Source organism: Pseudoalteromonas sp. S8-8, assembly GCF_000497875.1.
Lineage (GTDB): Bacteria > Pseudomonadota > Gammaproteobacteria > Enterobacterales > Alteromonadaceae > Pseudoalteromonas > Pseudoalteromonas arctica.
Window position 1 is genome coordinate 50,333 of record NZ_AUTR01000022.1, and the last position, 20,665, is coordinate 70,997.

Consider the following 20,665-nt stretch of genomic DNA (forward strand, 5'->3'; position numbering starts at 1 on the left):
TTACTTCGCGCTCTTGCTAATATTTTTTAAGTAAAGTGCGGTATAAAACCGCACCTACAAAACGAGGGGTTATTTATCTACTGTGTTTGGCCAATTTATAACTAAACACCGACAGCTGCTTTTAAACCTTAATCTCTTGAAAGATTATACTTTTTCATTTTCTCAACGAGTGTTGTTCTGCGTACACCCAATATCTCTGCAGCTCGAGCTACAACGTAATCATAGCGCTCTAACGCTTGGGTAATTAAGCTAATTTCAAGTTCGGCTAAATAATCTTTAAGTTCAATACCATCATCTGGCAATAGCCCACTACCCGTTTGGCTAAACTCAGCGTCTGGCTCACTTTCGTAATCGCTAAAGCCTGTGCTAAATATGTCGTTAAAGGCGTCTTTTTCCATTAACTCTTCAGGGTATTCTGGCTCGTAGGCTTCAACTTCAATGTAACGATATTTGTTAGGTAAATCGGGAATATCAACCACTTTTTCAGGAAACATAATAACCATACGTTCCACTAAGTTAGCAAGCTCACGAATATTACCAGGCCAAGCATGTTCTTTTAAGCTCTCAACTGCCCGCTCTGTAAACTTAGCGGTAGAACCTGTTTGGTCGTTAACACGGCGCATTAACTCTTTTAAAAGCAGCGGAATATCATCAGCACGTTCACTCAGCGATGGGTTTTCGATAGGAAATACATTTAAGCGGTAATATAAATCTTCCCTAAAACTCCCCTCTTCAATCATTGTTTCTAGGTTACGATGCGTGGCCGCAATAACACGTACATCAGCCTGAATTGCCTTTGTACCACCAACACGTTCATAGCTGCGTTCTTGCAATACTCGCAGCAACTTAACTTGCATTTGCAGTGGCATATCGCCTATTTCATCTAAAAATAGCGTCCCACCTTGAGCTAGTTCAAACCGCCCTTTACGAGCCGATATAGCACCAGTAAACGCGCCTTTTTCGTGGCCAAATAGTTCACTTTCGAGCAGCTCAGCCGGAATAGCACCACAGTTAACAGGTACAAACGGTCCATTAATACGCTTTGAAAGCAAGTGTACATTACGGGCAACCACTTCTTTACCAGTACCTGATTCACCTAAAATTAAAACATTAGCATCGGTTTTTGCCACTTGTTCAATTAAAAAGCGAACATCTTTTACGGCCTCTGTTTCACCAACAAGTCCATCAAAGATTTTATGCGGTTTAGTATGCTTATGCTCATTAGGCAGCATACGCTGATACTGCTGGCAGTCGTGAAGTAACTGAGTTGTCACTTCGTGATTAAATGGCTCGCAAATAAGCCCCACCACATTAGCTATACTTAATAGTGGTTTTAGCGTTTCGCCAATTAATAAAAACGGTAATGTTGGATAGCGTTTAATTAAGCTTTCGTGGTCAAGTGATTGCAACGCTCCTAAAATAATCATGCATTCTTGCTGCTGATATTTTTTGCATTCTTGTTCAAAGCAGTCTTCGCTTAATAGTTGAGCAGCTTCACCAATAAAGCCAAGTGAAGCATTTAATCCTATTGCGCGGTTGTTATTATTATCTAAAATCAAGATCATATTTAGCGAGCCGTACTTTCACTAATTTGTATAATTAGTTAAATTGTAAGCCAGTTCAGCATGGATGCAAGTGATAGCGGCAGTTTTTTGACATAAACGCCAAAAAACAGACACTTTTCGATTAATATATTAATTATCTGTAGGTAAAGATTACTTCGCCTACCAAAGTAAATTACAAATGGTAGACACTAGGTTAAATGCACTTTAGTTTTTTAATTAAATACAGAGTTCAAAATTTGCATAACCTGAGTTTAAATTTTTTATTTAAACCACTAACTAAGAGTCGCACTTTGGGTGCAAGCCCCAAAAACTGTAACCAATTTTACAAAACTAAACTAAACTCTTAAAGTGGCGCTAACTAAACTTAGCAGTATAATTTTCTTTTATAGCTTCAAGGTAGTTGCAAACTATTTGCGCACTAGTGTAATAGTTATTTATTGCTAACTGTTCATCCTGGTCGCTATCGCTATACAAAGAATTTATTAACATTGAGTGAGTGTGTAAAAGTGTGCCGCGTAACAACTCATCAAAGTAACTGATAGTGGTATTATGAAAGCTTGTAAGCCTATGAAGCTGCTCATCAAGTGTATCTAATACCGCTTTAATAGAGGTCGGTCGACTAGACAGTTGCTCAATGTATAAATCACATAGATCTATAAACAAAGTTACATCGTTTTGAAGTGCAATAAAGGCATCATCAGTGTAATTTTCTGAACTCTTGATATTTTGAACAATATGCGCAACAAGTGTGCTTTTATTTTCAATTGGACTACTAATCAAAGAGCTTGTCCGTGTAGGCACAGTACCTTCAATGTATGCACCATCACTGCAGTTTCTCACCTGTAGATGTTTATTTTGCGCTAAGGTTCTTTCAAGTACTGAGTGAGAATACTTAAAAATTTCATCTGTTTCAACGAAAATACCTGATTCAAAATTGCTTTTTAATTTGTGCTTTGCTTTATGCGTATACAAACCTGAATCTTGTTCTCCATCATAATAAACACTATTTTTAGAATGATGCTGTTCGGATTTGTAACCCATATCAACACCAAATAGAGTAATATCGGTAAAACCTATTTTTTCACAGAAAGCCAACGCACAATTACTTACTGTTGGATTACAATTTACTAGTAAAGCCGGTTTTTCTTGAGACCCTAGACCTTGTACAAAAATTTTACTACTCGCTTCCCCCCACTTCACACCTTGTACTTTATCTTCAAACATAGCAAACACAGAAGGTAAAACAGTATTTAAAGCTAAAAGGGTAATACCACTAAAAAACTCTTTATCGTAAAAAGAAGTCAATACATCATGTGTTACCTGGCAACGTTCCATCTCACAATGGAAGTCTGGCTTTAATCCATATTGATGCAAAGCACTGAGTGCCGTGCCACAGCTTATAATAATTGCGTTATCTTGATGCTCTATAAGCCATTTTATATCTGCATCTAGCGATGGCCCATTTGCAATTAGATATACAGGAATATTCTTTAACTCATCTAAACCGTCAGCTTTAAGAAAAGGCACATTAAAATTTCTAGAAAAATTATCTATGCTTAGTATTGAGTCATCGTAGAACCCGAACCCTAATATATTACCAACAAATTGTTGCGATAGCTGTTTTGCAACACGATCTAGGTAATCGTCATGATAGTGTTTATATAAAAAACTGTATCCTGAAAAAAAGCGGCCAAACCTTTGAAATACTGACTCTACCTCTTTTGTAATACCCAGTTCAGTATCAAACTCACCAACGCTAAAATGCAATTCAGTATTATTTACATTAAGCTGCTCAAAAATGTGCGACCAATCAGTTAAAAATAAGCTTAAATAAAGAAGATCAATATGAGGCTCATAAATATAGAGCTTTTTCACTATATGGTCACTTAAGATAGAGTGAATATGATAACCGCAACCTATTCCCATTAGCATTAAAGTTGGCAAAACCTTAGGTAGTCGATTACTTTTCTTTTGCTCGTTCTGCTGTTTTAAATTAATAGCAAGCTCATTTAAAAAATGACTATGAATAAATCCATCACTGATTTTTTCGCGGACAGAAAACTTGTTAGTTAGCACAACTGGGTTATCTTGAAAGCTTAAATACTGTACATATGAATCTTGATAAATATCATGTTTATATAGGTTTATTTTTTCTTTAGTGTCATAAACATTAACTTTTCCGTCTTCCATATGCAACTCAAAGCGGGAGAGCTGATAATTTAAAAAAGTATTGTAAATATCAGGATAAATAGCCTCAAAAGCTAACATATTAGATTGAAACATTTTTTCTAAATCAAAATCAGGCCTTATAAAATCTTTTAATTTAGCCTCGTATTTTTTTCTATTTTCAATCTGTGTCTGTAAAAATGATTGATAGCGCTCAAGTTCATCTAACTTTTCATTTATAGCCAATGTTAGGTCATTCATAATTACTCGCTTCCTTAACTATTGAGTAAGCTTTTAGCTGTTTTTTCTTTTTTTGCATTGAGATAAGTAACATATGCAGCCTTACTTTTTCATCACCTAACAAGTCATAATGCTTTTGAGTTTCTGCTTGGAACTGCACCATAAACTTACTGACAAACGCCTTACTTTCTGGTTCGAGACTACTGGATAGCTCAAGTAATTCGGCTAACAAGTTGTTTTTCTGTTTGATAACCTCTGCTAAACCGCTATAGTCTTCAGCCTTTATCATAGAGCACTCTTCTTTAAGTAAGTTTTTTAGGCACTCACTAAGCTGCATCGCCTTATAATTGAGAGACTTATCCACTTACAAACCACTTTGCTCTAAAAGTGCAAAACCTTTTTGTTTGTCTTCCTCTGTAATACCATCCCAAGCTTCTTTTATGGGCGAAAACAGCTCCTTTATTTCATCTAAAATATCTATCGAATTTTGTGTATTCGCTTCTGATAATCTAATAACTAAATAATCATAAAGAGCATTTAAGTTATCAGCTATATCACCACCTTGCTTTAAATTTAATCCTCCTTTTAATCCACCTATAATACCAATTGCTTTTTTAATACTATTATTTCTAGACTCAATATCTGAACGCTGAATAAAAACTTTAGCCTGATATACTTGAGTTAAAAACTCTCTCATCAAAATTTGAATAACTTGATGAGGATTGGCTTCTGAAAGAGAAAGTTCTTTTTGAGCTTTTTTATAGGTGTTTACACGTAAGTTCATATTATTCCTATTAATTATCACTTGATACACTTGTTAATATACTTGATATATAAGAGCTAGAAGTTTGGTATTGTGCAATTATGCTATCTAAAGACGCATACTGGCTTCGTAGTGATGCTTCAAGGTTTATAAGTCTTTCACTCAAAGTTTCTCTGTCTGTTTCAACTTTTTCTAAAGACACATTAAGGCTTTCTTCTCTTTTTAATAAAGATCCACCACTACCGGTGTAAAGTTCAATTAAGCTATCGACCTTATTTACTAGACCATCATCACTGCTAAAAAAACTTTGTAATGAGCTATACCTATCAGAGATCGTACTATTTAGTAACTCTTCACCACTTTGTAATGTGCCAATACCTAATGATGATATTTCCATCTCACCTTCACGGTTAAAGTTAATACCTATTTCTAACAATGACTGTATCTCTGTAGTACCACCTAGATCATTAGTAAACATTCTTTGCAATTGTTGTTCCACAGTTCTAACGGTGCTGTCTGATGCCAAAGACCCAGATGAAGCATTTGACACTGTATCTAACTGTCCTTTAAGAACATTATAAGCATCAACAAACTCTTGCAAACCCTCTTTTACTACATCTTCATCGACAGAAACACTAAACTCTTGGGGTTGAGTAGTTACTGATTTAAGAGTTATTGTAGTACCTTGTATTTTATCACTTAATTCATTAGTGGAGCTACTTATAGCCTGGTCGTTAATTAATGCCTTTGCATCCTGTGATTGTTGTTGAATAATCATGCTTGAACTACCACTAGGAGAGCTCGTTGCTATGGCTGCAAGTGAATCATCATCTGATGTAACTGTAAGTGTATTACCGTCACCAGAGATGGAAGAGCTAAATGTTAAAACTGCGCCAGAGTCACTATTTACTATATTCGCACTAACACCAAAGTTTTCGCTCTCTTTATTTATTTTATTTCTTATATCTTCGAGGGTATCTGCGCTTTCTATATTTACTGTAAATTCAGAACCACCTGCATTAAACGTTAAATTACCAGTTCCAATAGTGCTATTGGAAGCTCCTAATGCTACAGATTGTAATTTAGAGCCCTTTGCTAATTGCAACACTTCGACAGAAAAGTCTCCAGATTGCATAGAGCTGCCTACTTCTACTTCAAATGCTTGCTCTGACTCCTCTACACCATTACCAAATGATACAAGCCTAGAATTGTACGTATCATCATCGCCAAGTTTAGCAAGTGCATCATTAAATGTATCGAGGGCGGCTTTAAAAGTTCCAACACCTGAAAGCTCTGTTGTGTAATTTATTTCACGAGCGTTGAGTTGATTTGTCTTAACTGCGCTTTCAGCTTGAACAGTTACTTCAATTATAGACTCAAGATCTAAACCTGAACCTACCCCTGCAGATGTAATACTAGCCATAATTTAACCCCTAAATTTCTTGGTCAAAAAGTAAACCTAGCGAAGTTCCAAAAATCTCTTCCTGTAATTTATCTATTTTGCTTGCTAGCTCCAGCACTTCTTCACTTGGTATTTGACGTATAATTTCATTTGTCTCAGAGTCGGTCACTACAACAAATGATTTTTTAGATTCTTCATGAATGTTAAACTCAAACTGTTTAGATTGAAGTTGAGAGAGTGATTCTATTTTTAGAACTGACTCATGCAAACTTTGTACCGAAATAAGTTCACCAGAACTAACCTGAACCTCTTGCTCTAATTTTTCATCACTGGCATTTAAAGTGAGTTTCCGCCCTTCACTTAAAACAGAAGTTAAATTGATATTTAAGTTCTGTTTGTTTAAATCAGCGCTATTTGACTCCATTTAATTTCTCCCAAAAAAAAAGCTTTGCCTACCAGATGTCTCCAGTATACAAAGCTTTTCTTAAATAAGCTTTTTTATAAAAGAGACAAAGCAATCTGTGGCTGTTGGTTAGCTTGCGCTAACATAGAGCTTGATGCCTGCTGTAATACTTGGTTTCGAGCAAGACTGGCACTTTCCGCTGCAAAGTCAGCATCCATAATACGAGATCGTGACGCAGATACATTTTCAGATACATTAGACAAATTACGAATTGTAGAACTGAAACGATTCTGTTTCGCACCCAAGTCTGCACGTATATCGTTTACTGTTTTCAAAGATGCATCTAAAGCAGTGATTGCTTCTTGAGCTTGCGAAGCCGTACTAATTACAAGTGAAGTAGTTTTTAAGCCCGCAGCATCCATATCAGTACTAATTTTTATTTCAATTACTTGATTAGCTTCAGCTCCAACTTGGAAATCAGCAGTGAACGTACCGTTTAATACATTTACACCACCAAACGTTGTAGTATCTGCAACTCGAGTAATCTCTTCATTTAATTGAGTAAACTCTTTTTGAAGAGCTGCTCTATCATCAGCGCTATTAGAGCCGTTAGCTGATTGAATTGATAAAACACGCATACGTTGTAGCATGTTTGTTGTTTCTTCCAATGCCCCCTCAGCAGTTTGAGCTATTGAAATACCATCATTTGCATTACGTCCAGCTTGGTCTAACCCTTTCATTTGAGACTCTAAGCGAGAACCTATTTGTAAACCAGCTGCATCGTCAGCAGAGCTGTTTACACGTAAACCAGAAGATAGACGTTGGAATGACGTAGATAATTCGTTTGTAGAGTTTGATAAGTTACGTTGTGAGTTTAATGACATTACATTTGTATTTACGCTTAAAGCCATGATAGCCTCCTAATAATTTAACTAGATGGGAATCAAGCTTAACGTTAAACGTATTTTGCTCTGTGATTCCTGATTCAATTAAGTTATCGGCGCTAGATTTATTTACTTTAATGTTTTTTAGCTTTATTTTTCATTTTTATTTTCTAAAGCTTTAAAGCTAGGTGAAACCTAGCTTTAATTAGAAGACAATGGTTACTGTAATAATGATAATGCAATCTGAGGCTGCTGATTTGCCTGAGCAAGTATAGTACTTGATGCTTGTTGCAATACTTGATTTCGAGCCAAACTAGCACTTTCCGCAGCAAAATCGGCATCCATAATGCGCGATCTAGAAGCTGATACATTTTCTGCAACATTACTTAAATTTCGAATTGTAGAACTAAAACGATTTTGTTTGGCACCTAAATCAGCCCTAACATCATTAACAATTTTTAATGCATCATCTATACTATCAATCGCTGTTTGTGCTCCGGCCGCTGTCGAGATAGTGTCAGCGTTAACTCCCAATCCTGTAGCCCCCATACTTGTAGCAATTGAAACTGAAATGGTTTGGTTTGCATCTGCACCAACCTGAAACTCAGCAGAATAAGTACCATTTAGAACGTTTACTCCACCAAATGTCGTTGTTTCAGCTATTCTGTCCATTTCTTCCTGTAATTGGACAAATTCTTTCTGTAGAGCAGCTCTATCATCATCGCTATTAGAGCCGTTAGCTGATTGAATTGATAAAACACGCATACGCTGCAACATACTTGTTGTTTCATCAAGAGCTCCTTCAGCAGTCTGTGATATTGATATACCATCGTTTGCATTTCTAGCAGCCTGATTTAAACCATTTACCTGAGTAGTTAAACGAGAACCAATTTGCAAACCAGCGGCATCATCTTTTGCGCTGTTTACACGCAAACCTGATGATAATCTTTCAAACGAAGTACTAAGGTCATTCGTCGAGTTTGCTAAATTTCTTTGAGAGTTTATCGAAGCAATATTTGAGTTTACTGTTAAGGCCATTTTACCATCTCCTAGTGTTAAGGTGCGGTTCTATATGCTTTAAGCAGGAACCACTATTTGTAGTTTATCTTTGTTAGTTTAAATGCATGAGTCATGCCAACTAACAAAAAAAAATTAAGTGATTGTTTTTAATTGATTTATCCGGAAAGGCAGTAGAATGTATTTGAATAAACATACTTTCATAAGAGAGTTATTAGTAAGTGACATATTTTTGCCGCTCACTTTCACTTGTTTTTATATGCGAGGAGGCAAGTTATTACCTTTAGTAAGCTAATAACTCTAATAACGGAATTTACAAATAATCAAACAATGAAAGGTTGGATAAACGCCCAAAAGTTGCCTGCGATGCTTGCAATGCAGTTTCTTGCTTGGTCAATTCGCTAATTGCTTCAACCATATCAACTTCTACTAAGTTAGAGCGATTACTTTTATTTTGTATGTCAATCGACAAGTTTGAAGCTGTAATTCTATCGACTACATTTAGCCGCCCGCCTAAATTTGCTTGGGTAAATACAACTTGTTCACCAGCATTCTGCAGTTGTACAACTCCATCAGCAAGTACTTGTTGAAAGTCATCACCTTCAAGTGTGCCATCGTTAAGGCCTGCAATAAGTGCTTGTAGTGTATTAAGTACGTTTTCTTTGCCTGGTTTTTCAAGGCTAATATCTAGTTGTCCAGGCGCACTGCCTTCTAATTCAATCGTCATACCTGCGTATTCAATTGTATCATCGTTAACTTCGCCAGTTACTGCGGGGGTTAGTGCTGCGCCGTCTCGGTATATTTCGTAGGTTTGTGGATCTGTTGCTGTAGCACCTGGGCTTACTAATACACTATATGTATTTGCTGTTGCCGAAGCTGCTGGGTCTGCGTTGTAATTTGCTTGATGAAATTTATCAAACTCAGCTTGGCCGTCAACATATACACTTGCCGCTGTAATAGAGCCTGAAACACTTGCCGTGTTAGATTGTACGTTTAACCGCGCATCAATCTTTTCAAACGTATCAAAGCCGTTATCGCTTGATTTAATTGATACACCTTCAGCTATAGTTATTTGGTGCTGACCTTGGTCGCCATTATAAGTGTATTTTTCTGCAACTGAGTCAAACTGATATGGTTGCGTATTGTCTTGGTAACCTGAAAATATAAATTTCCCATCTTCTAAACGGGTATTCATTAGGTCAAGTATACTACTTTGTATCCCTTCTAATTCTGAAGCTATAGAACTTAAATCAGACTTACTTAATGCTCCGTTACCTGCTTGAATTGTTAATGTTTGTGCTTTTTGTATAGCATAGTTAATACTTTCTAATATAGTTTCTTCACTATTTAATCTATTACTAAGCTGATCAATATTTTTAGTGTATTGCTCATTAGTTTGTATTTTATTTGAATACAGCATAGCTTGCGAAATAGCAGCTGGCGCTTCTGAGGTGGTTAAATACTTTTCACCTGTTGTTACTCGCTCTTGAGCATTTGCAACACCTTGTTGGTTGTCGAGTATTTTATTTATGTTGTTTTGGTACATTAAATTATTTGATAAACGCATAATTACCTCGCCGCATTTAATAAGGTGTCAAAAATTTCTTGAGCTGCTGCTAAAACTTGTGCTGATGCTGAGTATGATTGTTGAAAACGCAGTAAATTTGCGGCCTCTTCATCAAGGTTTACACCCGATAACGACTCGTACCATGCCTCAGACTGCTCTGCTAATGCATTAAACGCACTACCGCTTGTGATTGCTTGGCCAGTTATAACACCTATATCACTCACTAATCCTGAATAAGCTTGGTTGAACGTTTTATGGTTGTCGGCCGTTGCTGTTGTTTCTACATTTAAACGGACTAACTCACCATTTTGTAAATCAGCTAATTTTAAACCATTACGGTTATCATCAAAGCCGCCTTCGTTAAACTCAAGTGTAAAGGTGTCGCCTGTTGCTGGTGTACCTTCTATATCAAAATCGAATCCGTAGGTATCAAATGGAGCACCCGCTTGCGATAACATTCCTTTTGCAGGAGGCGTAATAGTAAAAGTACTCGTTCCGCTATTATCTGTAATTTGATATTCGTTAGCATTACCTGTTTTAACAAGCGTTATTTCACCGTTTGTTAAGCTTGGTGTTGAAGTAAATCCACCGGAGGTAACACTTGTTACTTCTCCCGCTGAAATAGTAGCGGTACCTATATTATTTAAATCGTTAGCAGTACGAATAGGCGATGCTAGTGCTAAATCTTCTGCGCGCCCTGTTGCAAGTGTAATACTTGAAGCGGCATCTGAATTAAGCTTTATTTGAAACTGATCACCCTCAACACCTGCCCCAGATACATTTACTTGAAGACCAAATGATTCGCCTGAGGTTATAGTCGATGAATCAATAACACCTGTCGATATATCAGCAAGTGAAGGCTGTCCCAGCGGATCCCCTTTGTTATCTATAGGCTGAATACTTACTTCATTAGCATTAGCTGTATAAGTAATAATAAAGTCACTGGCAGGAAGTTCACTGCCCTTACCTGGCTCTACTGTTGCAGTCATACCGGCAGTACCTGTGTTAGCTTGATACGCATAAGCGCCAACGGTAGGAATATTAAAAATATTACCACCCAGCTGACCTGTTGCATCCATACCCAATTTGTTTTGCTCGTTAAATGCGTCGGCTATCGCTAAGCCCATTTGACCAATTTGGTTTTGAGCAGGGACTAATATGTCATCTCTAAAAGCGAGTAAGCCGCCAATTTTGCCTTTAAGTTTACTTACATCAACTTCAAGCGGCACTGCTTTGCCACCATTAACGTCAAGCGTGAATTCTTTAAAATTAGGATCGGGGTCGCCCGTCATCGAAAATAAGTTAAATGCGCCATTTTGCATAACAACCGCTTCACCTGTGCCCATAAAAACGAGTTTTTCGCCATTTGGACCATCAAGCGTTTCTATGTCTATTAGCTCTGATAAGTCGCGTATTGCTTTATCGCGTTCGTTATAGGTAGAGCTTGCATCTGCGGCATTATTAGTGCCATTAACTGCCGCAATATTTTGATTTAGCGTACTAATACTTTGAATTAGTGAGTTTGCTTCATCTGAAAATATTTCGAGCTGCTCGTTCACTACACTTTTTTGATCAAGCACGATGCCCGAAAGCCTATCCATTTGATCAATTAAGCTTTGCGCATCTGTCATTACTAATGAGCGGGCAACGGTAGATGACGGTTGATTTAGCGCTTCTTGCACGTTATTAAATAAAGAGTTAATTCCGGTCGAAAGGTTGTTCGACTCTTCAGAAAAAATAGTATCAACTCTATTTGCCTCAGTAATAAACTGATCGAAAAACGATTTATTAGAGGTGTCACGATTTAGCTGTGACTGAGCAAACTCGTTTAGTAATCGGTATGTTTCGCCTCGCCCTACTTGGTTATCAACCATAGTGGTAAATTCAGTACGCTCACGTACGTAGCCTACGGTATTTACATTGGCAATATTTTTACTTGTCGTTTGCAATAGCTCCGAGCTTGCTCTAACCCCAGAACTGGCAATGTTTAATAAATTAAACGACATGTTACTCTACTCCTTGGCGGATCACGTTTGCCGCAATGTCTTTTAGCTGACTGCTATTGAGCACTTTTTTTATTTTGCTGGCATAATTTGGATCGGTTGCATAACCTGCTTTTTGTAATGAATCTAAAAAGTCATTTGGTTTTGCTGTATTTTGTAATGCTTCTTTGTAGCGTGGGTTTTGCGTTAAAAAATCAACAAAGTCGTTCACGCTATCTTTAATTGAATCGTAGGCTCTAAAGCTGGCTTGTTTTTTAACGGGTGTGCCTTGCTCAAACTCAAGCGTTACTTTGCTTGCTTTATCGCCTTCCCAGCTTTTATCCGACTTAATATTAAATAAGTTATTTGAGCTGCCACCGTCACTTTTATTAATAATGTGTTTACCCCAACCGGTTTCAAGTGCCGCTTGTGCAACCATTACCGCTGGGTTTAAACCAATTTTTTGCGCTGCAGTTTTAGCGTGTTCCCACACTGAACTTACAAACTCTTCTGCATTTTTAAATGTTGGGCTATCGGTTTTAGACTCTGCAGTATCGACTTTAGGCTCAGCAATATCGGCTTTAGTACTCTTAACGATAAGATCGGGTTGCTTATTTTTTTGCTCATGAGGAAGAGCGGAACCGACTTGCGTATCGCTAAAAATATCGTTGGTTGTTCTAAGCACAGAGCCTGGCATAAAGTTTTTAGACTCAGGCGATAACTGCTGAACAATTAAATCGGCAAGGCCTAACGAGCCATTTGATGAAAGCTCTGTAGAAAGTTGCTGATCGTGCATTTCTTCAAAAAACTTTACGCCACTTGAATTAAATGGACTGTCTTTATCTTCAAATGCTTCGTTAGCTTTGCGCATTCCTTTGAGCAACATTTGCGTAAAAATAGCTTCAAATTGTGCGGCCGCTTTTTTGAGCGCAGCTTTGGAAGCATCAGTTGATGCATCGCCACTCGTTAAGGCTTCTTTACGAAGTGAATCTAAGTTGCCTAAATCAAAAAAGTTTTGTTTATCGAGGTGATTAGTTTCCATCGGCTTTTTGACACAAAATGAATAATGTAGTTAAAAATGCAAAAATTGAGCCACTACCGATAAAACAAGGAAGATAAAAATAATAATTTTAAGTTACTGTAAATAAAAGAGCTCTAGATCTTTGTTTAATAGATATAGAGCTTTGAGTGACACGTTACTTGCTTTAGTTTTTAAATAACGATCAACTGACCATTAATTGCGCCCGCTTCTTTTAGCGCTTCTAAAATAGCCATTAAGTCACCAGGCGCTGCGCCTACTTCGTTAATTGCGCGAACTAAATCGTCAAGACTTACCCCTGGGTTAAATACAAAAGCGCGCGAGTCGTCTTGGTTTACATCAATAATACTTTGCTGCGTGACAACTGTATCACCGTTTGCTAGCGGATTTGGCTGCACTACATTTTGCTGCTCAGCAATGGTGACTGTTAAACCGCCATGGGTCACTGCAGCAGGCTGTAGGGTTACATTTTTACCAATAACAATAGTACCTGTACGCGAGTTAACTATAATTTTAGCGGCCATGTCAGCTGGCTTAAATTCTAAGTTTTCGAGTGTTGATAAGTACGATACACGCTGGGATGCATCGCGTGGTGCTATGACACGAATAGAAACAGAATCAATTGCTTGTGCGCTATTTGGGCCGACTAAGTCATTAATTGTTTTTTCTAGGCGTTTTGCCGTTGTAAAGTCTGGGCGGTTTAAGTTGAAGGTAATGTAATCGCCTTGCATAAACGGGCTTTCTACGGTGCGTTCAACTGTTGCGCCATTGGGAATTCGTCCAACTGTAGGAGTATTAATTACGACTCTACTTCCATCAAGGCCCTCTACGCCTAGGCCTCCCACAATTAAACTACCTTGTGCAATTGCATACACGTTACCGTCTACACCCTTTAAAAAAGTTTGTAATAAAGTGCCACCACGTAAACTGCCTGCACTACCAATGGAAGAAACCGTAATATCTATTGTTTGCCCGGGCTTTCTAAATGCGGGTAATTCTGCATGCACAGCAACAGCGGCAACATTTTTAATTTTAGGACTTTGAGTTGAAGGTAGCGTAATACCAAAGCTGTTCAACATGCCTCTAAAACTTTGTTGTGTATATGAGTTTTGCTCGCCAGTGCCCGGCAAGCCAACCACTAAGCCATAACCAACTAATTGGTTAGAGCGTACGCCTTCAACCATAGACACATCTTTTATGCGCTCAGCACTGGCAGTAAACTGCCAACCTAATAACACAACTAAACATAAAGCTTTAAGGCTATTCATGTTGTTACCCTCTAAAATGGAAACAGCGAACTGCTAAAGAAACGTGTAAGCCAACCAGGACTTTGCGCTTCTTGCGTTTGCCCTTTACCTGAGTATTGAATACGTGCATTAGCAATACGATTTGATTCAACCGTATTATCGGCGCTTACGTCTTGAGGGCGTACTAGCCCTTCTAAACGAATAAACTCTTCGCCGGTATTAAGCGTTAGCCATTTTTCGCCGCGTATAACTAAATTACCGTTAGGTAAAACGCGCATTACATTAACCGAAATATCGCCCACTAAGCTGTTTGATTGGTTTGATTTTGAATCGCCTGTAAACGACGAATCACTACCAATACCAAACTGAATACTATCGCCACCTATATTTACAGGTAGACCACCTAATCCAATAACGGGGTCTAAGCTTGCGTCGGTTTCTTTGTCTGTTTCTGTTTTAGCGGCTTTTGTTGCTTGAGTAGACTCTTGCAATTTAACCGTAATTATATCGCCAGTACGTAGCGCTTTTTTATCAGAATATAAGTCGTTTGATGTATGAGTATTAAACAATGAACCTGTGGCTACCAGCGGCTCTAAAATAGGCTCGGGGTACATAGGTGCGTAGTAAGGGTCGTCCTGCACTACTTCACTATTTTGCGTAGACATACAGCCACTTAAAAATAATGTGCCCGCTGTAAATAAAATAATATTACGCATAATTCCCCCTACTCTATTAAAGCTGTTGATTGATATAACTCATCATTTCGTCAACGGCCGAAATTACTTTTGAGTTCATTTCGTAAATACGCTGAGTTTCTATTAGATTTACTAGCTCTTCAGTTACATTTACGTTTGAAGTTTCGAGTGAGCCTTGAATAATGCTACCTAACCCTTCAACACCCGGGTTACCTTGTACCGGCGCACCACTTACAGCGGTTTCGGTATAAAGATTTTGACCGATTGGCTCAAGACCCGACGGATTAATAAAGTCACTAATAGTCAGCTGACCAATGACCACGTTATCGGCTTGACCTGCAACACGCACAGATACTTCGCCGTCTTGCGAAACCGTAATTGATTGCGCATCATCAGGTACATTCATTTCTGGCTGAATAACATAACCAGCGCCCGATGTTACAATTCGGCCATCGCCATCAGTAGTAAACTGACCGTTGCGCGAGTAAGCAATATTGCCATCTGGTTGCAGTACTTCAAAAAAACCTTCACCAGAAATCATCCAATCTAGTGAGTTTTCGGTGGTCAACATGTTGCCTTGCGTAAACTCTTTTTGGTTAGCTACAACTTTAGCACCCGCACCTAGCATTAGGCCCGATGGCATTTCGGTATCTTGCGATGAACGACCACCTGGTTGATTAATATTTTGATAAAGTAAATCTTCAAATATAGCGCGGCTTTTTTTGTAACCTACAGTACTCGCATTCGCTAAGTTATTTGAGATAACCGATATATCGGTTTGTTGAGCGTCTAGCCCAGTTTTACTGATCCACAATGCTGGATTCATAATCGTGTCCTCATTTTAAAGTTAAACTATGCGTAATAACTGATCTTGACGCTCGTCAATTTCTTCAGCTGTTTTCATTAATTTCACTTGTAATTCAAATTGGCGCTGGTGGCTTATCATGTCGACCATTTCGTGAACAGGGTTCACATTTGACATTTCAAGCGAACCACTTAAAACTTTTACATTGGCAGAGGTATCTACTGTTACATTTGCTTTTGGTCTAAATAAACCATCGTTACCTTTTTCGAGCTGTGAGCTATTTGCTTCTACCACTCTAAGCGTGTCTATTTCTTCTAAAAAGTTAGCGGGAGCGCCTTGCGGTCGAACTTGAATAGCGCCATCTTGGCTAAACCCTATTTTTTCGACTGGAACGGGTAAAATAACAGGTCCCCCTTCGCCAATAACTTGACGACCGTGGCTGGTTACGAGCATGCCTTGAGCAGTAATGTTTAACGTACCCACTTTTGTATAAGCTTCATTACCGGAGGCATCTTGCACTGCAAGCCATGCGTTATCGCTCATCGCGATATCTAAGTCTCGCCCGGTTTGAACAATGCCCCCCGATACCATGTTTGAACCCGGACGCTCTTGCATTGAAAATACACGTGTAGGCAAACCTTCGCCAAACGCTTGCATAGAACGTGCTTGCGCAAAGTCAGCTTTAAAACCCGTTGTATTTGCATTTGCCAAATTATTGGCTTTTAAAGCAAGCCCTTGTAGGCTTTGCTTAGCGCCAGAGGCCGCAATGTAGACCATTTTGTCCATAGTATCGACTCACATAAAAAATCTCTGAACTTACAAATGCAAAATAGATGCCAGATTAAATTTGACGCAACATTGAGAGGTATTTAGAAGGGCTTGCAAAGAGGACTTATAAAAAAGGCTGCAAAAATGCAGCCTAATATATTTAATGGGGTTTAGCTTATCGAATCTGCAAAATACTTTGCTGAATAGTTGAGTTAACTTCAAGCGCACGTGAGTTTGCTTGGTAATTACGCTGTGCAGTAATTAAGTCTACTAGTTCATTAGTAAGGTTTGTATTTGATTGCTCAAGCGCTGATGAGTTAATTCCACCAAATGTACCCGAACCAGCTTCACCCGCTACAGGTTCACCTGAATCAATACTTTGCTTCCAGCTTGTATCACCCACTTGTGATAACCCTTGTGAATTTGGAAAACGTACCATAGCCACTTGGCCTAAAAATGTTGAGTCACCATTACTGTAAGAAGCGACAATTTTACCGTCTGTGCCTATATCAATTCCGGCTAAACGGCCTACCGTTGAACCATCTTGATCGAGTGCTTTTACTTCAAAACCACTTGAATACTGAGTTGGGATACGTCCTGCCGTGTTATTTTCGTCGCGCCAGTTAAGCTCAATACCAGTACCTGGGAAAGTTGCACCATTGTCTAGTAATGTTGATAAACCAGCACCAGAACCCGCTGGCAGTAGTATTTCATCAAAAGTGGTTGTATTTGTATTTGCCACACCACCTGTTGTTGATGGTAAACCACTTGAGTTAAAACCTAGGGTAGTTAGTGGTGTATAAGGTGTCGTTGTTTGTTCTCCACCAGTTGTGCCATCAACTACTTTGCCATCGAGTGTTGCGTATACTTCCCAACTGTTATCTGTACCACCTGCTGCGGCATCATCTTCTTTAGCAAAAAAGTATTGTAAAATATGTGGTTCACCTAGTGAATCATATACCGTTGTTGACGTAGATGAGTTATAAGTACCACTAGAAGCAGGGTCAAAATCTAGACCTGTTGGATCCGCCGTTGCATCTAAGTTAAACGACAAAAATACATTTTCTGTTGCGCGAGGTGAACCAGACGAATCAGGGATTTGAATTGGATCAGTTGTGCTCAAACTTACCGACGTTGTATCACCTGTAGATGAATCAACTGGGAATGCTTGTAAAAAGTTACCTTTTGCGTCAACCATAAAGTTATCTTGGTTAAGCTTAAATGCACCTGCACGTGTATATGTTAAATCTTGCGAAGATAAATCGTCGGTCATCGCAAAATAACCTTCACCAGTGATTGCTAAATCAAGTGAGTTATTTGTAAATTGTAGTGAGCCTTGATGAAACTGCTGCGCAACCATGGTTGTTTGCACACCGTCACCATTTTTAGTCTTACCAGAGCTAAATACTGATGAAGCGTAAACATCGGCAAACTCAGCGCGTGACTCTTTAAAACCTGTGGTATTAACGTTTGCAATATTATTTGCCGTTACGTCTAAATCTTTTTGCGCGGCAGCAAGGCCGGTTAATGCAATATTGAAGCTCATAATTCACCTCTAACCTGTTAGTCTGTGGCCTGCTAGCAGGCGAAAAATACTAAAATTCATTACGCGATTTCTGCTACATCTGTCAGCCTAACCGCACCTTCTTTAGTGTTAATAATAATGCCACTTGAGCCATTAATATTAACGCTTTCAATGTTCTTGAATGTAGCAATGGGCAAGCTTGAAAATTCGCCGTCAGTACTTCCTTCGGCGGTTACTGAGTATTCACCTTCAGGTAAACGCTCACCGGCTTCATTTTTGCCATCCCACGCAAAACGTACTGCACCTGCTGATTGAGAACCCATATCAATAGTTCTTACTAGCTGACCTGATGCATCTGTCACTTTAATTTTTAAGTTATCAACGGCTTCTTCTGCCACTGCAGAGCCTCTGGCATCACCCGTTTCATTTAAATCCAGGGTGTTTGACTCAAGTAAAGCTTGCTTGCCAACAAGTGTTGATGCTTGCAATGCTGAATTTGATGTCATAGAAGACGCTAAGCTATCAAAATTTGAATTTAAATCGCTGATGCCTTGCGCCATTGTGAAACTAGTCATTTGAGCAATCATTTGATCGTTATCCGCAGGGTTACTGGGATCTTGAAACGATAATTGCTGAGTTAACAAAGAGAAAAAGTCTTCTTGTGTTAACGCATCACTCTCATTATCACTGGTCGCTACTTGCGATTCTTGCCAGCGTATAGAGTCTAAATAGGATGAAGATGTACTAATATCGTTACTCATAACCTACCCTCGGTTACCGCTGCCCTAGCAACAGTGTTTTACTTAGCATTTGCTTTGCTGCATCAGCAACTTGCACGTTTGTTTGGTAAGAACGAGAGGCAGAAATCATATTTGCCATCTCCTCTACAACATTGACGTTGGGTTTATAGATATAGCCATTTTCATCCGCACTTGGATGGTTTGGGTTATATTCAATTTGTAATGGTGCATTACTTTCAACAATGCCCAAAACTTTCACACCAACTGCGGAGCCCTGTTGGTTACTTACTGATGCTGAAGCCTTTGTTAGTTCAGCCGCAAATACAGGTTGGCGCGCTCGGTACGTTTTGTCTTGAGATGAACTAATGGTATTAGCATTAGAAATATTACTAGCTGTAGTATTTAAGCGAACGTTTTGTGCGCTCATACCCGAACCTGCAATATCGAAAACATTATATAAACTCATAATTTTTATCCTTGACTACCGAGAGCTTTATTCAGGCCTTTAAATTTGCCGCTTAAAAATTGCAAGCTGGCCTGATACTCCATAGCATTCTGTGTATACAAGTTTCGTTCCACTTGTATATCAACCGAGTTACCATCACCTGTATCTGATTGATTTGGCAAACGAAATGATTCTGAACTTCCCATACTATGAGTACCTCCACCAATGTGTTTATCATTAGTTCTTACCATAGTATTGCCGCTTTGCTGGGTTGACCTTGCCGCTTTTAATGCAGAGGCAAAATCAATATCTTTTGCTTTATAGCCAGGCGTATCAGCGTTAGCTATATTAGTTGCAATTAATTCAGCTCGCTGTGAACGGATCAACATGGCTTGCGGATGCACACCTAATGCTTTATCAAAACTGATAGCCATAACCTTCTCCAAAAAATTGACTTACCCATGAATAAAGCAAAAAATAAGCCATTAATATTAGGAAGTGTTATATTTTTATAAGACTATGTATCTAAATAGAAAAACGACGCTTGGTGCGTCGTTTTAGGGAAATGAATTAGCTTAATTATTTCTTTTGGTAAATGATACCGGGGTTGCATCTAACCATATCAAATTCAGTACTTAGGCCAGTTAGGGACTCTGACGCTCCTAAAAATAAGTACCCTTTTGGGTTTAATGCTTGTGCAAACTGATTAATAATTTTAGCTTTTATTTCAGGCGCAAAGTAAATAAGTACATTACGGCAAAAAATAATATCAAATTTGCCCATTAACGCGTAAGAATCAAGCAAATTCAGGTGCCTAAAACTAACTTGTTTTTTTATTGTATCGTTTACTTGTGCCATACCATTGCCGCTGTCTTTAAAAAACTTTTTACGACGCTCTGCAGATAACCCTCTGGCAAGTGCAAGCGCGTCATATTCTGCATTTTTACACATATCAAGCATGGTATTAGATATGTCGGTACCAATAATTTGTGCACCCATACGAAGCACACCAGGTTGCTTAGTATTAAATTCAGCTACTGACATAGCTATTGAATAGGGTTCTTGTCCTGATGAGCTGGCAGCAGACCAAATTTTTAAAGGCCTTCTTAAGTCTTTAAACTCAGGGAAGAGCTTGTTTTGGAGCAACTCAAACGGGTATTGATCTCTAAACCACAACGTTTCGTTTGTGGTCATTGCATCAACCACTGCGGCTCTTAATTGCCGCTCGTGAGGCCCGAGAGTTTTACTAACCAACTCCGATAAAGATCCCACATTAAATCGAGTCATTAACGGAGCAAGTCGGCTTTTAACTAAATACTGTTTGTTTTCACCTAAAACAATGCCGCATTGCTGCTCTAAAAACGAACGAAACTGGTCGTATTCACTTTGCTGCAAATCTTTATTATTCAAGT

Annotated in this window: 20 protein-coding genes; all 20 read right to left on the reverse strand. The window is 38.6% G+C overall.

Annotated features, from left to right (window positions below):
• Positions 1 to 128 precede the first annotated feature (128 nt).
• The 20 genes from L659_RS0106255 to L659_RS0106350 all read right to left on the reverse strand — a co-directional run bounded on the left by L659_RS0106255 (position 129) and on the right by L659_RS0106350 (position 20,663).
• Positions 129 to 1,565 carry a sigma-54 dependent transcriptional regulator gene (locus L659_RS0106255; protein WP_007581875.1) on the reverse strand — a complete coding sequence of 479 codons (1,437 nt, stop codon included), beginning with the start codon at positions 1,563 to 1,565 and terminating at the stop codon, positions 129 to 131.
• Positions 1,566 to 1,919: 354 nt separating this feature from the next.
• Positions 1,920 to 3,992, reverse strand: coding sequence for a motility associated factor glycosyltransferase family protein (locus L659_RS0106260; RefSeq protein ID WP_024589953.1), 2,073 nt, complete (start codon positions 3,990 to 3,992; stop codon positions 1,920 to 1,922).
• The gene (locus tag L659_RS0106265; RefSeq protein WP_155945816.1) at positions 3,985 to 4,260 is read right to left on the reverse strand and encodes a hypothetical protein; all 276 of its coding nucleotides are present in this window, start codon (positions 4,258 to 4,260) and stop codon (positions 3,985 to 3,987) included. The genes L659_RS0106260 and L659_RS0106265 overlap by 8 nt, the downstream gene beginning before the upstream one ends.
• Positions 4,261 to 4,335: 75 nt before the next feature.
• Positions 4,336 to 4,755 (reverse strand): flagellar export chaperone FliS, encoded by a 420-nt coding sequence (gene fliS / locus L659_RS0106270; RefSeq protein ID WP_024589955.1) that lies wholly within the window; start codon positions 4,753 to 4,755, stop codon positions 4,336 to 4,338.
• A gap of 10 nt (positions 4,756 to 4,765) precedes the next feature.
• Positions 4,766 to 6,157 carry a flagellar filament capping protein FliD gene (gene fliD / locus L659_RS0106275; protein WP_024589956.1) on the reverse strand — a complete coding sequence of 464 codons (1,392 nt, stop codon included), beginning with the start codon at positions 6,155 to 6,157 and terminating at the stop codon, positions 4,766 to 4,768.
• A 10-nt stretch (positions 6,158 to 6,167) separates the two neighbouring features.
• A complete protein-coding gene (locus tag L659_RS1000000123190) occupies positions 6,168 to 6,560 on the reverse strand; it encodes a flagellar protein FlaG (RefSeq protein WP_024589957.1) in 393 nt (130 codons plus the stop codon).
• Positions 6,561 to 6,634: 74 nt separating this feature from the next.
• Positions 6,635 to 7,450 (reverse strand): flagellin N-terminal helical domain-containing protein, encoded by an 816-nt coding sequence (locus L659_RS0106285; protein WP_024589958.1) that lies wholly within the window; start codon positions 7,448 to 7,450, stop codon positions 6,635 to 6,637.
• Between the two features lie 192 nt (positions 7,451 to 7,642).
• Positions 7,643 to 8,461, reverse strand: a complete 819-nt coding sequence (locus L659_RS0106290) for a flagellin N-terminal helical domain-containing protein (protein WP_024589959.1) — start codon at positions 8,459 to 8,461, stop codon at positions 7,643 to 7,645.
• 292 nt (positions 8,462 to 8,753) lie between these two features.
• Positions 8,754 to 10,007 carry a flagellar hook-associated protein FlgL gene (flgL, locus tag L659_RS0106295; RefSeq protein WP_024589960.1) on the reverse strand — a complete coding sequence of 418 codons (1,254 nt, stop codon included), beginning with the start codon at positions 10,005 to 10,007 and terminating at the stop codon, positions 8,754 to 8,756.
• A 2-nt stretch (positions 10,008 to 10,009) separates the two neighbouring features.
• On the reverse strand, positions 10,010 to 12,013 hold the full coding sequence (gene flgK, locus L659_RS0106300) for a flagellar hook-associated protein FlgK (RefSeq protein WP_024589961.1): 2,004 nt from the start codon (positions 12,011 to 12,013) through the stop codon (positions 10,010 to 10,012).
• A 1-nt stretch (position 12,014) separates the two neighbouring features.
• Positions 12,015 to 13,031: a flagellar assembly peptidoglycan hydrolase FlgJ gene (gene flgJ / locus L659_RS0106305; protein WP_024589962.1), complete on the reverse strand. Its 1,017-nt coding sequence runs from the start codon at positions 13,029 to 13,031 to the stop codon at positions 12,015 to 12,017.
• Positions 13,032 to 13,201: 170 nt separating this feature from the next.
• Positions 13,202 to 14,296 (reverse strand): flagellar basal body P-ring protein FlgI, encoded by a 1,095-nt coding sequence (locus tag L659_RS0106310; protein ID WP_024589963.1) that lies wholly within the window; start codon positions 14,294 to 14,296, stop codon positions 13,202 to 13,204.
• Between the two features lie 11 nt (positions 14,297 to 14,307).
• A complete protein-coding gene (gene flgH / locus L659_RS0106315; RefSeq protein ID WP_010553251.1) occupies positions 14,308 to 14,991 on the reverse strand; it encodes a flagellar basal body L-ring protein FlgH in 684 nt (227 codons plus the stop codon).
• A gap of 16 nt (positions 14,992 to 15,007) precedes the next feature.
• On the reverse strand, positions 15,008 to 15,796 hold the full coding sequence (gene flgG / locus L659_RS0106320; RefSeq protein WP_002959420.1) for a flagellar basal-body rod protein FlgG: 789 nt from the start codon (positions 15,794 to 15,796) through the stop codon (positions 15,008 to 15,010).
• Positions 15,797 to 15,817: 21 nt separating this feature from the next.
• Entirely contained in the window at positions 15,818 to 16,561 is a 744-nt protein-coding gene (locus L659_RS0106325; RefSeq protein ID WP_024589964.1) for a flagellar basal body rod protein FlgF, read from the reverse strand.
• A 157-nt stretch (positions 16,562 to 16,718) separates the two neighbouring features.
• Positions 16,719 to 18,089, reverse strand: coding sequence for a flagellar hook protein FlgE (gene flgE / locus L659_RS0106330; protein ID WP_024589965.1), 1,371 nt, complete (start codon positions 18,087 to 18,089; stop codon positions 16,719 to 16,721).
• A 59-nt stretch (positions 18,090 to 18,148) separates the two neighbouring features.
• Complete coding sequence (locus L659_RS0106335; protein ID WP_007581861.1) at positions 18,149 to 18,829, reverse strand: flagellar hook assembly protein FlgD; 681 nt, start codon at positions 18,827 to 18,829, stop codon at positions 18,149 to 18,151.
• A gap of 13 nt (positions 18,830 to 18,842) precedes the next feature.
• A complete protein-coding gene (gene flgC / locus L659_RS0106340) occupies positions 18,843 to 19,274 on the reverse strand; it encodes a flagellar basal body rod protein FlgC (RefSeq protein ID WP_007581860.1) in 432 nt (143 codons plus the stop codon).
• 5 nt (positions 19,275 to 19,279) lie between these two features.
• Positions 19,280 to 19,687 carry a flagellar basal body rod protein FlgB gene (gene flgB / locus L659_RS0106345; RefSeq protein WP_002959431.1) on the reverse strand — a complete coding sequence of 136 codons (408 nt, stop codon included), beginning with the start codon at positions 19,685 to 19,687 and terminating at the stop codon, positions 19,280 to 19,282.
• A gap of 145 nt (positions 19,688 to 19,832) precedes the next feature.
• Entirely contained in the window at positions 19,833 to 20,663 is an 831-nt protein-coding gene (locus L659_RS0106350; protein ID WP_007581859.1) for a CheR family methyltransferase, read from the reverse strand.
• Between the last annotated feature and the right edge of the window lie 2 nt (positions 20,664 to 20,665).